The following is a 15177-nucleotide window of genomic DNA, read 5'->3' on the forward strand; positions in this document are numbered from 1 at the left end:
GCAGTCCGGAGCCCCGCGACGACCCGTCCGGGTGAGCCGCCGGGCGCTAGACTCGCGGTGTGACCGGCGGGCAGCTGCTTCTCCGGCCGTGCTGACCTGATCTCTCAGGCAGCACGGCGACCCCTCCTGCGTGAGGGGTCTTTTCATGTCCGCCGACGGATGACCCCGGGAGCACCGCGATGAGCCAGACGGCCAGCCAGCCCACCACCGAGCCGGCCGAGGAGGGCGTCCCCCCGCACCGCTACACCCCGGCCCTCGCCCAGCGCATCGAGCTCGAGTGGCAGGACCGGTGGGAGCGGGAGGGGACCTTCCACACACCGAACCCGGTGGGCCGGCTCTCGGCGGGCTTCGACCGGGTCGCCGACCGGCCCAAGACCTTCCTCATGGACATGTTCCCGTACCCCTCGGGCGCGGGCCTGCACGTGGGGCACCCGCTGGGCTACCTGGGCACCGACGTCACCAGCCGGTTCCGCCGCATGGACGGCGACAACGTGCTGCACCCGATGGGCTACGACGCCTTCGGCCTGCCCGCCGAGCAGTACGCCGTCCAGACCGGGCAGCACCCGCGGGTCACCACCGAGGCCAACATCGCGGCGATCCGGGCGCAGCTGCGCCGCCTCGGCGTCGACCACGACGAGCGCCGCACCTTCGCCACGATCGACCCGGGCTACTACCGGTGGACCCAGTGGATCTTCCTGAAGATCTTCGGCTCCTGGTTCGACGAGGAGGCCGGGCGGGCCCGCCCGGTCGAGGAGCTGGTGGCCGAGCTGGACGCCGGCACGCGCGAGCCCGCGCCCGGCACCGACCCGTCGGGGCGGCCGTGGGCGGAGCTGTCCGACGTCGACAAGCGGAAGGTCGTCGACGCCCACCGGCTGGCCTACCTGCACGAGGCGCCGGTCAACTGGTGCCCGGGCCTGGGCACGGTGCTCTCCAACGAGGAGGTCACCCCCGACGGGCGCTCCGAGCGCGGCAACTTCCCGGTGTTCCGGCGCCCGCTGACCCAGTGGATGATGCGGATCACCGCCTACGCCGAGCGGCTGCTGGCCGACCTCGACCGGCTGGACTGGTCGGACTCGGTCAAGCAGATGCAGCGCAACTGGATCGGCCGCTCGACCGGTGCCCGGATCCGCTTCGCGGCCGGCGACTCGGCGATCGAGGTCTTCACCACCCGCCCCGACACGCTGTTCGGCGCCACGTACATGGTGCTGGCGCCCGAGCACCCGATGGTGGCGGAGCTGACCGCGGACGCGTGGCCCGACGGCACCGACCCGCGGTGGACCGCCGGCGCGGCGACCCCGCGCGAGGCGGTCGAGGCCTACCAGCGGCAGGCGTCGCGGCGCTCGGAGCTCGACCGGCAGAACGAGAGCCGGGAGAAGACCGGCGTCTGGCTGGGCGCGACCGCCGTCAACCCGGTCACCGGCCGGGAGCTGCCGGTGTTCATCGCCGACTACGTCCTGACCGGCTACGGCACCGGCGCGATCATGGCCGTCCCCGGCGAGGACACCCGCGACTGGGAGTTCGCGCAGGCGTTCGGCCTGCCGGTGGTGCGCACGGTGCAGCCGCCGGCCGACTTCGACGGCGGCGCGTACACCGGCAGCGGCCCAATGATCAACTCGTCGAACGAGCAGGTGTCGCTGGACGGGCTGACCGACAAGGCCGATGCCATCGCGGCGATGACCGACTGGCTGGTCGCCTCCGGGCACGGCGAGGCAACGACCACCTACAAGCTGCGCGACTGGCTGTTCAGCCGTCAGCGCTACTGGGGCGAGCCGTTCCCGGTCGTCTACGACGCCGACGGCCTGCCGCGTGCGGTGCCCGAGTCGCTGCTGCCGGTGCTGCTGCCCGACGTCGACGACTACTCGCCGAAGACCTTCGCCGACGACGACGCCACGTCCGTGCCCGAGCCGCCGCTGTCGCGGGTGAGCGAGTGGACGACCGTCGAGCTCGACCTGGGCGACGGGCCCAAGCCCTACCGCCGCGAGACCAACACGATGCCCAACTGGGCCGGCTCGTGCTGGTACTACCTGCGCTACCTGGACCCGGGCGACGACGCGCAGATGGTCGACCCGGAGCTGGAGCGCTACTGGCTGGGGCCGCGCACTTCGGGCGACGTCGGCGGCGTGGACCTCTACGTCGGCGGCATGGAGCACGCCGTCCTGCACCTGCTCTACGCGCGCTTCTGGCACAAGGTGCTGCACGACCTGGGCTACGTGTCCAGCGAGGAGCCGTTCCGGCGGCTGGTGAACCAGGGGTACATCTCGGCCTACGCCTACACCGACGAGCGCGGCTTCTACGTGCCCGCCGCCGAGGTGGTGGAGGAGGGCGGGCAGTTCCTGTTCGAGGGCAAGCCGGTCAACCGGGAGTACGGGAAGATCGGCAAGTCCCTGAAGAACATGGTCACGCCCGACGAGATGATCGGCGCCTACGGGGCCGACACGTTCCGCGTCTACGAGATGTCGACCGGTCCGCTGGAGCAGTCGCGGCCGTGGGACACCAAGGCCGTGGTCGGCTCGCAGCGGCTGCTGCAGCGGATCTGGCGGGTCGTCGTCGACGAGGGGACCGGCGCGGTCCGGGTCTCCGACGAGGCCCCGGGCGAGGACGTGCTGCGGGCGCTGCACAAGGCGATCGCCGGCGTGCGCGACGGCATGACGACGCTGCGGTTCAACGTCGCGATCGCCCGGATCGCCGAGCTGACCAACGTGCTGACCGCTGCCCACGGTGCCGACGTCCCCGTCCCGCGGTCGGTGGCCGAGCCGCTGGTGCTGCTGGTGGCGCCGCTGGCCCCGCACCTGGCCGAGGAGCTGTGGGCGCGGCTGGGGCACGGCGAGTCGGTGGCGTGGGCGCCGTTCCCGGTGGCCGACGAGCGCTGGCTGGTCGAGGACACCGTGCAGGTCGCCGTGCAGGTCAACGGCAAGGTGCGCGCGCAGGTCACCGTGCCGGCCGACGCCGACGCCGACGCCCTCGAGGCGGCGGCGCGCGACGAGGACAAGGTCGCCGCGCAGCTGGCCGGCAAGACCGTGCGGCGCGTCATCGCGGTGCCCGGCCGGCTGGTCAACTTCGTCGTCTCGTGAGGCACCCCCCTCCCGACCCGGGGGTCAGGAGGGGCTTATGCGCAGGAGCTCGTGGCGCTCGGTGCCCGGCTTCGTGAACCGGGTCCACAGCCGCGAGGTGACGTACTCGGCCTGGAAGCGGAAGCCGTAGGTCCGGCGGAGCGCGGCGAGCGCCTGCGGCCAGTCGGCGTGGTCGACGAAGTCGGCGGTCGCCTCGACGGCGGGACCGCGCACCCGGCCCCGCATGTCGCACGGCGCCACGGTGACCCGGGCGGTGTGCCGCAGCCGCTTGACCTTGTCGGAGTCCGCTCGGGTCCACACCACCAGGTCCTCGCCGTCGGGCGCGGCCCACACCGGCGTGGGCACCGGCTGCCCGGTGCGGCGGAAGGTGGTCAGGCTGACGTAGGTGCTGCGCGGGAGGTCGGCCACCGACCGGTCAGACGGCCGGCGCCATCGTGAGGACCCGCCGCATCGCGGCCTCGACCGCGTCGATCACCTCGGCGACGGGGACGTCGCGGCCCAGCTCGGCGGAGAGCGAGGTGACGCCGGCGTCGGCGATGCCGCACGGGACGATCGCGCCGAACGCGCCCAGGTCGGGGTCGCAGTTGAGCGCGAAGCCGTGCATGGTCACTCCGCGGGCGACCCGCACGCCGATCGCGGCGATCTTGCGTTCTAGCCGGGACCGGCTGTCCGGTCCGGGAGCGTCGGCGGGCAGCCAGACGCCGCTGCGGCCGTCGACGCGCTGCGTCTCGACACCGAGGGAGCCGCAGACCTGCATGAGCGCGTCCTCGAGCCGGCGCACGTGCGCCACGACGTCGACCGGGTCGGGCAGCGCGATGATCGGGTAGCCGACCAGCTGGCCGGGACCGTGCCAGGTGATCTTGCCGCCGCGGTCGACGTCGACGACCGGCGTGCCGTCGAACGGGCGCTCGTGCGGCTCGGTGCGCCGGCCGGCGGTGTAGACCGACGGGTGCTCGAGCAGCAGCAGCGTGTCCGGCCCCTCTCCGGCGACCCGGGCGGCGTGGACCTCGCGCTGGCGCGCCCACGCCTCCTCGTAGGGGACGGTGCCGGCCCGGACGACGCGCAACTCGGTCACGGTGCCCAGCCTAGGCCGGTCCTCAGCGGAGCCGCCGCGGCTCGATGCGGGTCTCGACGGCGGTGCCGTCGGGGCCGCGTTCGACCCGGTAGGCGGCCGCGCCCGGCCGGTCGGCGACGGCCTCGACCAGCGCGGTGCCGCGGTAGAGGAGGCCCACGCCGTCGTCGGTGGCGTGCCCTGCCGGGAGCGTGCCGTCGGCGACCAGCCGGTGGTACAGCGGCCGCCGCTCCCGCTCGGAGTCGTAGTGCACGCCGTTCGACGTCGGGATCAGCCCCAGGCCGTTGGTCACCGGCCGCAGGTCGGGGCCGAAGGAGTCGGTGGTGCCGCCGACGTGCCAGCACAGCGACCCCGCGGACACCCCGCCGAGCACCACCCCGGCGCGCCAGCACTCGGCGAGCACCTCGTCCAGGCCGTGCACGCGCCAGACGGCCAGCAGGTTGGCGACGCTCCCGCCGCCGACCCAGACGACGTCCTGCGCGAGCAGGTGGGCCCGCACGTCGGGGACGGTCGGCATCGGGAACAGGCTCAGGTGGCTGACCTGCACCCGGCTGCCGGCGAACGCGCCGTAGACGCCGGCGATGCGGACCGGGTCGTCACCGGTCGCGGTACCGAGGTGGCACAGCCGCGGCCGCTCCGGCGCCCCGGCCAGCTCGACGGCCAGGTCGAACACCGGGCCCGGCGCCCAGTCGTGGGGACCGCGGCCGCGGGAGTCGAAGCCGATGCTGGTGGCCAGGATGGTCGGCGACGCCGCGGGCATCAGGCGGCTCCCGGCCCGGCGGCCGCCCGGCCGCCGGGCGCCGGAGTGGACCGCAGCGCGCGCAGCACGGCCGCGGCGGTGCGCCGGCCGCTGGCCATGGCCCCCTGGATCGACGGGGTGTCCCGGTGGTCGCCGCAGACGTAGAGGCCGCCGCCGAGGTCCACCGCACGGCGGTGCCGCAGCGGGGGGAGCGCGGCCGGCTGCGCGCCGGTCACCGTCACCGTGGTCAGGTGCTCGAGGTCGCCCGTGGCGACGTCGTGCAGCCGGGCCACCTCCTCGCGCACCTCGGCCTCCCGCGTCGGGGCGAGGGTGTTGCTGGCCAGCAGGGCGCGTCCGTCGGGGGAGTAGGCGGGCTGCGCGTCGCTGAGCACGACGCTGTTGACCAGGCGGCCCTCGGGCGTCCCGAGCACGATGAGCGGCTCGGTCCAGGGCGAGGCCGGCAGCACGTGGTAGTGCGTCGTCACCTGCCGGGGAGCGGCGGCCTCGACGGCCGGGACGAGGTCGGCGGCGGTGCCCGGGTCGGTGGCCACGACGACGGCGTCCGCGCGCACCCGGCCGGTGCCGCTGTCGACCGAGGTCCCGGAGACGGCGGTGACGCGCACGCGGTGGTGGACGCGGCCCTCGCCGACCCGGGCGGCCAGCTGCTCGCCGATCGCCTGGATGCCCCGCGCCGGCAGGGCCGTCCCGCCGCGGGCGAAGCTGCGCCAGAGCAGGTCGAGGTAGCGGCTGGAGGTCTCGAGCCGGTCCTCGAGGAGCACCCCGGCGAGGAACGGGCCGAAGAAGCGCTCGAGCGCCACCTCCCCGACCCCCGCCTGCTCCAGGTGGGCGGCGGCCGAGGTCTCGCGGGCGGCGAGCAGGCGGGAGACCGGCCAGTACCCGGCCCGCGCGGAGAAGGCGGCGATGGCCACCTTGTGCGGCAGGGAGCCGAGCGGCGCGCGCAGGGTGTCCACCAGCGCCGACGGCCGGCGGCGGGGGTCGGCCACCCGGTGCGCCCGGTCCCCGACCCGCACCACGGCTCCCGGCGTGAAGAACCCGAGGTCGAGGGCGGGCAGGTCGAGGTCGGCGGCGCGGGGGTAGCCGGTGTTGAACACCTGGAAGCCCCGGTCGACCACGAAGCCGTCGACCTGCTCGGTGGCCAGCCGGCCACCCGCGTGCGTGGAGGCCTCCAGGACGTGCACGTCGCAGCCGGCGGCTGCCAGCCGGGTCGCCACCGAGAGCCCGGCCAGCCCCGCGCCCACGACGACGACCTCGGCACGGGCGGGGAGCGGCATGCTCCGAACCTAGGCGCAGCCGGGCGGGCGCACCCGTCCGGGACCGCGCCTGTGGACGCCTCCCGCGCCTGTGGACGGACGGCACGCCAGCGGCGCCCGGCGGCATACGGTCCCCGCCGTGCCCGCCTCTCCCGAGCCCAACGACGCGCCCGCAGACGCCCCGCCCGGTGCCGGTGCAGGTGCCGCGCCGGTGCCGCCCGTCGTGCCCGGCTACCGGCTCGAGCGGCTGCTCGGCCGCGGCGGGTCCGGGGAGGTCTGGCGGGCCCGCCCGCGGGACGGCGGCGCGCCGGTGGCCGTCAAGTTGCTCGTCGCCGGCGACGGCGAACGCCAGGCGCGCGAGGCGGCGCTCCTCGGCGCCCTCGACCACCCGCACCTGGTCCGGCTGCACGAGGTGGTCCACCAGCCGCGGCGTGGCGGTCCGGCCCGGGTCGCCCTGGTGCTCGACCTGCTCGAGGGCGGCAGCCTGGCCGCGTTGCTGGCCCGGCGTGGGCGGCTGCGTCCCGGCGAGGTGGTGACCGCGCTGGCCCCGGTGGCCGCGGCGCTGGCGTGCGCGCACGAGCAGGGCGTCGTCCACGGCGACCTGTCCCCGGGCAACGTCGTCTTCACCGCCGAGGGGCGCCCGGTGCTCACCGACCTCGGCGTCGCCCGGGTGCTGGGGGAGGACGCCGACGGCGAGGTGACGCCCGCCTACGTCGACCCCGCCGTCGCGCGCGGCGGTGCGCCGGGGCCGGCCTCCGACGTCTTCGGCGTCGCCGCGGCCGCCTTCCACGCGCTCACCGGCGTCCCGCCGTGGAACGCCGCCTCGCCCGCCGACACCCTCGCCGTCGCCGCCACCGGGGAGCTGCCCGACCTCGCCGGGCTCGCGCCCGGCGCGCCACCGGCGCTGCTCGACGTGGTCGCCCGCGGCCTGGCGGCCGATCCGCACGCCCGGGGGTCGGCCGCGGCGTTCGCGCTGGACCTGCGGCACGCCTGCCGGCCGGAACCCGTGCGGCTGCCCACCCCGGGGATCCCGGATGCCGAACTCGCCGGGACCGGCCGTGGGCACCGGACCGAGCTCACCCACCAGGTGCCCGCACGGCACCGCCGCGAGGCGCCACCGGAGGTGCACGTCCGGTCCGGCCGGTCCTGGGCGTGGGCCGGGTTCCTGGCGCGGCGGGCCGCCGCCGGGATCGCCGTCGCGGCCCTGGTGCTCGGCGCGATCGCACTCGGGCTGGCGCTGACGCGGTCGGGGCCGGGTGGAGGAGCGGTCCCCGCGGCGACGGGCAGCGCCGCTGCGACCGAGGCCCTGACGCCCCCCGCACCGACTGCCCCGACCCCGACACCGGCCCCGACCCCCACCTCGGCCCCGGGCCCGGCGCCGACCCCGGCTCCCGCGCCACCGGCCGAGGCCGATGCCGTCGACTGGACCGCCGTCCTCACGGAGCTCTACGCGCGCCGGGCCCGGGCCTTCACCACGGGTGACGTGGCGCTGCTCGGGGAGGTCTACACGGCCGACAGCCCACTGCTGGTCGCCGACCGCGCCTACCTGCAGGCGCTCACCGCGGCCGGTGAGGTGCTGCGCGGCTTCGCCCCGTCGGTGTCGGCAGTGTCGGTGGCCGCCGGTCCGGCCGGCGACGGGACGGTGCAGGTGCAGCTGGTCGACAGCCGGCCGGAGTGCGCGGTCGTGTCCGCGGCGGCTCCGGACGGCACGCCGCTGCGCACCGAGCCCGGCCGAGGAGAGGTCGCGGTGGCGATGGTGCTGGTGCCCGGGCCCGGAGGCTGGCGGATCGGGACCGCGGGACGGCTGGCGTGAGACCCGCGGTGCCGTCAGCGGCGGCCCAGCGCTTCCCGCAGGGCGGAGGGCAGGTCCCCGTGACGGAACTCGTAGCCGGCGGCCTGCAGCCGCGCGGGCACGGCCCGCTGCCCGGCCAGGACGCTGGAGCGCCCGAACTCGCCGAGGGCCAGCCGGATGGCCGGAGCGGGCACCGGCAGCACCGCCGGCCGCCGGACGGCGCGGGCGAGCTCGCGCACGAACTCGCTGTTGCGCACCGGCTCGGGGCCGGTGAGGTTCACCGGGCCGGACACGTCGTCGGCGGTCAGCAGGAACTGCAGGGCGCTGATCTCGTCGGCCAGGCTCACCCAGGGCCAGAACTGCCGGCCCGACCCCATGCGGCCGCCGAGGCCGAACCGGAAGATCGTGCCGAGGATCTGCACCAGCATGGCGCCCCGCCCGATGACCAGGCCGGTCCGCACGGTGACCACCCGGACCCCGGCGTCGGAGGCGGGCCGGGTGGCCTCCTCCCACTGCACGCAGACCCGGGCGAGGAAGTCCTCCCCGGGCGGGGCGTCCTCCTCCACGACCCGGTCGCCGGTGTCGCCGTAGTAGCCGACCGCCGATGCCGAGACCAGCACCCGCCGGCGCCTGGGGTCGACCGCGGCCGCGGCGGCCAGGGCCTCGCTGATGGTCGTGGTGCTGTCGAGCCGGCTGGTCAGCAGGTCCCGCCGGTAGCCCTCCGTGAAGGGCCGCGGCCGGATCGGCGTGCCGGCGAGGTTCACCACCGCGTCGACGTCGAGCAGCAGCGTCGGGTCGATCCGCCGGTGCTGCGGGTCCCAGCGGTCCTCGTCGGCCGTGCGCGGCGTGCGGCGCACCAGCCGGACCACCTCGTGCCCGTCGGCGCGCAGTGCCGGGACCAGCGTCGACCCGATGAGGCCGGAGGCCCCCGTGACCGCGATCTTCATGACCCTCCTCGTCCCCTGCCCACTACGACGTCGGGCCCCGGCGCACGCGCCGGGGCCCGACCGGGGGACGTCAGCCCAGCCCGAGCTCGCCCTCGAACTGCCCGGCCTCGAGCCGCTCCTTCACGGTGCCGAGGAAGCGCGCGGCGTCGGCGCCGTCGACGATCCGGTGGTCGTAGGTGAGGGCCAGGTAGATCATCGACCGCACCGCGATGACCTCGCCGAGGTCGGGGTCCTGGACGACGACCGGCCGCTTGACCACGGTGCCGGTGCCCAGGATCGCCACCTGCGGCTGGTTGATGATCGGCGTGTCGAACAGCGCGCCGCGGCTGCCGGTGTTGGTGAGCGTGAAGGTGCCGCCACCGAGCTCGTCCGGCGTGACCTTGTTGAGCCGGGTCCGCTCCGCCAGGTCGGAGATCTTGCGGGCGAGCCCGCCGATGCTCAGGTCGCCGGCGCCGCGGATGACCGGTACGAGCAGGCCGCGCTCGGTGTCGACGGCGACGCCGAGGTTCTCCGCGTCGTGGTAGGCGACCGTGCCTGCCTCCATGTCCACCGAGGAGTTCACGGCCGGGTGGGCCTTGAGCGCCTCGACGGCCGCCTTCGCGAAGAACGGCAGGAAGGACAGCTTCACGCCCTCGCGGGCCTCGAAGTCCCGCTTGGCCCGGTCGCGCAGCTTGGCGATGCGGGTGACGTCGACCTCGACCACGGTGGTCAGCTGCGCACTGATCGCCAGGGACTCGACCATCCGCCGGGCGATGACCCCGCGCAGCCGGGACATCTTCTCCGTGCGCCCGCGCAGCGAGGTGTCGGCCTGGGCCGCCGGGGACGGCGTCGTGGGACGGCCGGCGGTGGCCGCGGGGGCGGGAGCGGCGGCCGGAGCCGGAGCGGCAGCCGGAGCGGCGGACTCGGCGGCGGCGAGGACGTCCTGCTTGCGGATCCGCCCGCCGACCCCGGTGCCGGTGACGCTGGACAGGTCCACGCCGTGCTCGGTGGCCAGGCGGCGCACCAGCGGCGTCACGTAGGTGCCGGAACCGTCGGCCGGGGAGGCGCTCGGCGCCGGAGCCGGTGCCGGCGCCTGGGCCGGTGCCTGGGCCGGTGCCTCCGCCCGCGAGGGCTGCGAGGGCTGGTTGCTCTGCTGCGCCCGGACGGTCTCGGCCTCACCGGACCCGTAGTCGGCGCCGGCGGGCACCGACGGCGGGGCGCCCGGCGGCTGCGACGCGGGCTGCTGCTCCTGGCGCGGCGCCGGAGCCGGAGCGGGCGCCGGCTCGGGAGCGGGGGCCTCCTGCGGGGCGGGCGCCGGAGCGGCCGCAGCGGGAGCCCCGCCACCGGCCGCGCCGGAGCCGATCACGGCCAGCTGCGCGCCGACCTCGACCGTCTCGTCCTCGTTGACGCTGATCGACAGGAGCGTCCCCGACACCGGTGCCGGGATCTCGGTGTCGACCTTGTCGGTCGAGACCTCGAGCAGCGGCTCGTCCGCGGTGACCTCGTCGCCGACCGCCTTGAGCCAGCGGGTGACGGTGCCCTCGGTGACGCTCTCGCCGAGCGCCGGCATGGTCACCGGCGTCCCCTCGCCGCCACCCTGACCGCCGCCCTGGTCGCCGCCCTGGTCGCTCTGGCCGTCGGATGCGGGGGCCTCGGCGGCGGGCGCGGGCGTCGGCTCCTCGGACGGACCGGGGCCGGCGTCCTCCACCTGGTCGACCGGGGTCTGCGGGGTGGTGGCGTCGTCGGCCGACGCGGGCGTGCCCGCGTCCCCACCGTCGCCGTCCCCGCCGATCACCGCAAGCTCGGCGCCGACTTCGACGGTCTCGTCCTCGGACACGAGGATCTTGGTGAGCACGCCCGCGGCGGGCGAGGGGATCTCGGTGTCGACCTTGTCGGTCGAGACCTCGAGCAGCGGCTCGTCGACCTCGACCTGCTCACCCTCCTGCTTCAACCATCGGGTGACCGTGCCCTCGGTGACGCTCTCGCCCAGGGCGGGCATGGTGACGGAGGTCGGCATCGGGGCAGGGCTCCTTCGTGGCGGCGCGGGTGGGGGAGAGCGGACCGGGCGGGGTCAGCTGTGGGCGTGCAGCGGCTTGCCGGCCAGGGCCAGGTGGGCCTCGCCGATCGCCTCGCTCTGCGTGGGGTGCGGGTGGATCAGGGCGGCGACCTCGTCGGGCAGCGCCTCCCAGTTGAAGATCAGCTGCGCCTCGGCGACGAGCTCGCCGACCCGGCTGCCGACCATGTGCACGCCGACGACCGGGCCGTCCTTCTGGCGGATCAGCTTGACCGCGCCCTGCGTCTTGAGGATCTGGCTGCGGCCGTTGCCGCCCAGGTCGTACACGAGGGTCTCCACCTCGCCGTACTTCTCGCGGGCCTGGACCTCGGTGAGACCGACGGAGGCGACCTCGGGCTCGGAGTAGGTGACCCGGGGGACGCCGGCGTAGTCGATCGGGACGACGGGGAGACCGGCCAGGCGCTCGGCGACGAGGATGCCCTCGCCGAACCCGACGTGCGCGAGCTGGAGGGTGGGGATGAGGTCGCCGACGGCGGAGATGGTCGGGACGTTGGTCTGGCAGTACTCGTCGACGAGCACGTAGCCGCGGTCCATCGTGACCCCGGCCTCCTCGTAGCCGAGGCCCTGGCTGACCGGGCCGCGGCCGACGGCGACCAGGACGATCTCGGCCTCGAAGTCCTTGCCGTTCTGCAGGCTGACCTTGACGCCGTTCTCGGTGTGCTCGACGGAGGACACCAGGTTGCCCAGCTCGAAGTTGATCTTCCGGCGGCGGAACGCCCGCTCCAGGAGCTTGGAGGAGCTCTCGTCCTCGAGCGGCACGAGGTGCTTGAGGCCCTCGATGATCGTGACGTCGACGCCGAAGGACTTCCAGGCGCTGGCGAACTCGCAGCCGATCACGCCGCCGCCCAGGATGATCGCCGACGTCGGCACGCGGTCGAGCTGCAGCGCCTGCTCGCTGTCGATGACGCGGACGCCGTCGAGCTCGACGCCCGGGATGCTGCGGGAGTAGGAGCCGGTGGCCAGCAGGACGTGGCGGCCCTCGTAGGTCTGGCCGTTCACCGACACCGTCGTGGGGGAGACCAGCCGGCCCTCGCCCTCGATGTAGTTGATCTTACGGCTCTTGATCAGGCCCTGCAGGCCCTTGTACAGCCGCGAGACGACGCCGTCCTTGTAGGCGTTGACGCCGTCCATGTCGATGCCGGCCAGCGAGGTCTTGACGCCGAACTGCTCGCCCTCGCGGGCCTGGTCGGCGATCTCACCGCTGTGCAGCAGGGCCTTGGTCGGGATGCACCCGCGGTGCAGGCAGGTGCCGCCGACCTTGTCCTTCTCGATCAGGACGACCGACAACCCGAGCTCGGCGGCCCGCAGCGCGGCGGCATAGCCACCCGAGCCACCACCGAGGATGACCAGGTCGGCGGGGGTGGTGGGTGCGCTCACGACGTGCTCCTCGATGCTCTCGGCCTGCCCCACCCGAACGGGTGGGGGATGGTCCTCGTCCATCCTGCCACTCCGCGGAGCAGGGGGAGCCGAGGGCGGCTGTGCGCCGTGCGCGACCGGGCGTCCCGGCCGCGCACGGCGGTCAGCGGGCGAGCAGGTCCTCGATGGTCGCCAGCAGAGTCCGGACCGGCACCCCGGTGCCGCCCTTGGGCGTGTAGCCCCAGGGTGCGCCGGTGTTGTAGCTCGGGCCGGCGATGTCGACGTGCGCCCACGGCAGACCGGCGGGCACGAACTCGGCGAGGAAGTGCGCCCCGACGAGCATCCCGCCCATGCGGTCGGCGTTGGCGTTGACGAAGTCAGCGACGGGGGAGTCGATGCCGCGCCGCAGCTCCTCGGGCATGGGCATCGGCCACATCGGCTCGCCGCTGCGACGGCTGGCCGCGACGACGGCGTCGCGCAGGTCGTCGCTGCCCATGACGCCGGCGGTGCGCGACCCCAGCGCGACCAGCTGCGCACCGGTGAGCGTCGAGGTCTCGAGCAGGAGGTCGGGGGAGTCCTCGGCCGCCCGGGCGATGGCGTCGGCCAGGACCACGCGGCCCTCGGCGTCGGTGTTGGTGATCTCGGCCTTCTTGCCGTTGCGGAAGGTCACCACGTCGGCCGGCCGGTAGGCGGTGCCGCTGGGCAGGTTCTCCGCGATCGGCACGGTGGCGGTCACCTCGACGGGCAGGCCGAGCCGGGCGACCAGGCACGCGGTGGCGATCACGGCGGCGGCGCCGGCCATGTCGCTGGTCATGTGGTGCATGTTCGCGGCCGGCTTGATCGACAGGCCGCCGCTGTCGAAGGTGATGCCCTTGCCGACGAGGGCGACCTTCTTCTGCGCCTTCTTGCCGCTGTAGCTCAGCCGCAGCAGGCGCGGGCCGCGGGCCGAGCCGCTGCCGACGGCCAGGATGCCGCCGTAGCCGCCGGCCACGAGGTCGTCCTCGTCGAGCACCTCGACCGACAGGCCGGCCGCCTTGCCGGCGGCCGCCCCGCGGGCGGTCAGCTCGGCGGGGTGGAGGTCGTTGGGAGGGGTGTTGACCAGGTCGCGCACCAGCGTGACGGCGTCGACGACGGCACGGACCCGCGCCAGCGGCGCCTTGGCCGCACCGGCGTCGGGGACGACGACGGTGAACTCGCGCGGCGGCGCGGGCCGGTCCGCCGGCAGGTCGGACTTGTACTCGGTGAACTCGTAGGCGCCGAGCAGCGCGCCCTCGCCGACGGCGTGCAGCCGCTCGGCGTCCGGCGTCCCGCCGACGGCGGCGAGCAGCGTCACCACCGAGGTCCGGCCGGTCAGCGCGCGGCTGGCAGCTCCCGCGGCGCGGCGGACCGTCTCGGGGGAGTACCCGCCGGTGGCCTCGGGAGCGCCGAGCCCGACGGCGGCGACCACGGGGAACGGTCCCTGGCCGAGGGTGGCCACCCGGGTGACCTCGTCCTGGCCGCCGCGCGCGCCGAGGTCGGCCAGCGCGGGGAGCAGCCGGCCGCCGAGCAGCCGGTCCACGGCCTCCGCACCTGGTGTGAGCAGCGGGCCGGAGGCACCCTTCCCGATCCCGACGACGACGGCGTCGGCGGGCGTCTTCTCGAGCGGGCGGTCGGTGGCGGTGATCGTCGGCGGCACCGCTCGATCCTAGGTGTCCGGTTCCGGACGGTAGTGAGGACGGCGAAGGGTCGGGGGCCGCCGTCGCTACGGTGCCCCGTGTGACCGCGCGGACCTCGCCCCTGCACGACCGCCACGTCGCGGCCGGCGCCAAGCTGGCCGACTTCGGTGGCTGGTCGATGCCGATCGAGTACGCCGGCGGCGGGGTGCTCGCCGAGCACGCCGCCGTGCGCGAGGCGGCCGGCCTGTTCGACGTGTCGCACCTGGGCACCGGCACCGTGCGCGGCTCCGGGGCCGCGGCCCTGGTCGACGCCTGCCTCACCAACGACCTGGGCCGGATCGGTCCCGGCCAGGCGCAGTACACGCTGTGCTGCGTCCCTGACGACGAGGACGACGCCGGCGGTGTGGTCGACGACCTGATCGTCTACCTGCACGGTCCCGACGACGTGCTGCTGGTGCCGAACGCGGCCAACGCGGCGGAGGTCCTCGCCCGGCTGGCCGCCGCGGCGCCGGCGGGGGTCACGGTGACCGACCGGCACGAGGAGGTGGCCGTCCTCGCCGTGCAGGGGCCGTGCTCGGCCGCCGTCCTGGAGGCCGCGGGGCTGGCCGCCGACCTGGCCTACATGGCCTTCGCGGGCGGGGAGCGGCGGGAGATCACCGTCTGCCGCACCGGCTACACCGGCGAGCACGGCTACGAGCTCCTCGTCGCCGCCGACGAGGCCGGTGCGCTGTGGGACCGGCTGCTCGAGGCCGGTGCCGCCGAGGGCATCCGGCCCTGCGGGTTGGGCGCGCGCGACACCCTGCGCACCGAGATGGGCTACCCGCTGCACGGTCACGAGCTGTCCCGGCACATCACGCCGAACCAGGCGCGCAGCGGCTGGGCGGTCGGCTGGCGCAAGCCCGCGTTCTGGGGACGCGAGGCACTGCTGGCGGAGAAGCAGGCCGGCCCGTCGCGGCTGCTGTGGGGTCTGCGGGCACCGGGCCGGGGCATCCCGCGCCCCGGGATGGCCGTGCTCGACGGGAACGGCGCGCGGGTCGGCGAGGTCACCAGCGGCACCTTCTCGCCGACCCTGCGCACCGGCATCGCGCTGGCCCTGCTCGACACCGGTGCCGGTGTCGCGGAGGGCGGCGAGCTCGCCGTCGACGTCCGGGGCCGTCCCCAGCCGGTCGAGGTGGTCGAGCCGCCGTTCGTGCCCTCGCACGTGCGCTGAGGCAGGGTCCT

General features: G+C 75.5%; 11 protein-coding genes. 3 read left to right on the forward strand and 8 right to left on the reverse strand.

The features are described from left to right. The first annotated feature begins 179 nt into the window (after positions 1 to 179). Entirely contained in the window at positions 180 to 3071 is a 2892-nt protein-coding gene (leuS, locus tag BM414_RS14330) for a leucine--tRNA ligase (RefSeq protein ID WP_093580182.1), read from the forward strand. 24 nt (positions 3072 to 3095) lie between these two features. Here the strand turns inward: leuS and BM414_RS14335 are convergent, their stop codons facing one another. The 4 genes from BM414_RS14335 to BM414_RS14350 are packed head-to-tail and all read right to left on the reverse strand — an operon-like array spanning position 3096 to position 6174. After that, complete coding sequence (locus BM414_RS14335; protein WP_093580184.1) at positions 3096 to 3479, reverse strand: PPOX class F420-dependent oxidoreductase; 384 nt, start codon at positions 3477 to 3479, stop codon at positions 3096 to 3098. A 7-nt stretch (positions 3480 to 3486) separates the two neighbouring features. Next, complete coding sequence (lipB, locus tag BM414_RS14340) at positions 3487 to 4146, reverse strand: lipoyl(octanoyl) transferase LipB (protein ID WP_093580186.1); 660 nt, start codon at positions 4144 to 4146, stop codon at positions 3487 to 3489. A 22-nt stretch (positions 4147 to 4168) separates the two neighbouring features. Next, complete coding sequence (locus tag BM414_RS14345; RefSeq protein ID WP_093580187.1) at positions 4169 to 4903, reverse strand: Type 1 glutamine amidotransferase-like domain-containing protein; 735 nt, start codon at positions 4901 to 4903, stop codon at positions 4169 to 4171. After that, positions 4903 to 6174 (reverse strand): NAD(P)/FAD-dependent oxidoreductase, encoded by a 1272-nt coding sequence (locus tag BM414_RS14350; RefSeq protein ID WP_093580189.1) that lies wholly within the window; start codon positions 6172 to 6174, stop codon positions 4903 to 4905. The genes BM414_RS14345 and BM414_RS14350 overlap by 1 nt, the downstream gene beginning before the upstream one ends. Positions 6175 to 6292: 118 nt before the next feature. On the opposite strand from BM414_RS14350, the gene BM414_RS14355 reads away from it, so the two are divergent. Beyond that, positions 6293 to 7966: a serine/threonine-protein kinase gene (locus tag BM414_RS14355; RefSeq protein ID WP_093580399.1), complete on the forward strand. Its 1674-nt coding sequence runs from the start codon at positions 6293 to 6295 to the stop codon at positions 7964 to 7966. Positions 7967 to 7980: 14 nt separating this feature from the next. On the opposite strand, the gene BM414_RS14360 is transcribed toward BM414_RS14355, so the two are convergent. From BM414_RS14360 to BM414_RS14375, 4 genes are all read right to left on the reverse strand, one after another. Further along, the gene (locus BM414_RS14360) at positions 7981 to 8892 is read right to left on the reverse strand and encodes a TIGR01777 family oxidoreductase (protein ID WP_093580191.1); all 912 of its coding nucleotides are present in this window, start codon (positions 8890 to 8892) and stop codon (positions 7981 to 7983) included. A gap of 70 nt (positions 8893 to 8962) precedes the next feature. Further along, on the reverse strand, positions 8963 to 10888 hold the full coding sequence (sucB, locus tag BM414_RS14365; protein WP_093580193.1) for a 2-oxoglutarate dehydrogenase, E2 component, dihydrolipoamide succinyltransferase: 1926 nt from the start codon (positions 10886 to 10888) through the stop codon (positions 8963 to 8965). A gap of 54 nt (positions 10889 to 10942) precedes the next feature. Then, on the reverse strand, positions 10943 to 12322 hold the full coding sequence (lpdA, locus tag BM414_RS14370) for a dihydrolipoyl dehydrogenase (RefSeq protein WP_217644728.1): 1380 nt from the start codon (positions 12320 to 12322) through the stop codon (positions 10943 to 10945). 142 nt (positions 12323 to 12464) lie between these two features. Beyond that, positions 12465 to 13976 carry a leucyl aminopeptidase gene (locus BM414_RS14375; protein ID WP_093580197.1) on the reverse strand — a complete coding sequence of 504 codons (1512 nt, stop codon included), beginning with the start codon at positions 13974 to 13976 and terminating at the stop codon, positions 12465 to 12467. Between the two features lie 80 nt (positions 13977 to 14056). On the opposite strand from BM414_RS14375, the gene gcvT reads away from it, so the two are divergent. After that, positions 14057 to 15166 carry a glycine cleavage system aminomethyltransferase GcvT gene (gcvT, locus tag BM414_RS14380; protein WP_093580401.1) on the forward strand — a complete coding sequence of 370 codons (1110 nt, stop codon included), beginning with the start codon at positions 14057 to 14059 and terminating at the stop codon, positions 15164 to 15166. The last annotated feature ends 11 nt before the right edge of the window (positions 15167 to 15177 follow it).

It is taken from the genome of Geodermatophilus amargosae, assembly GCF_900116515.1.
Classification (GTDB): domain Bacteria; phylum Actinomycetota; class Actinomycetes; order Mycobacteriales; family Geodermatophilaceae; genus Geodermatophilus; species Geodermatophilus amargosae.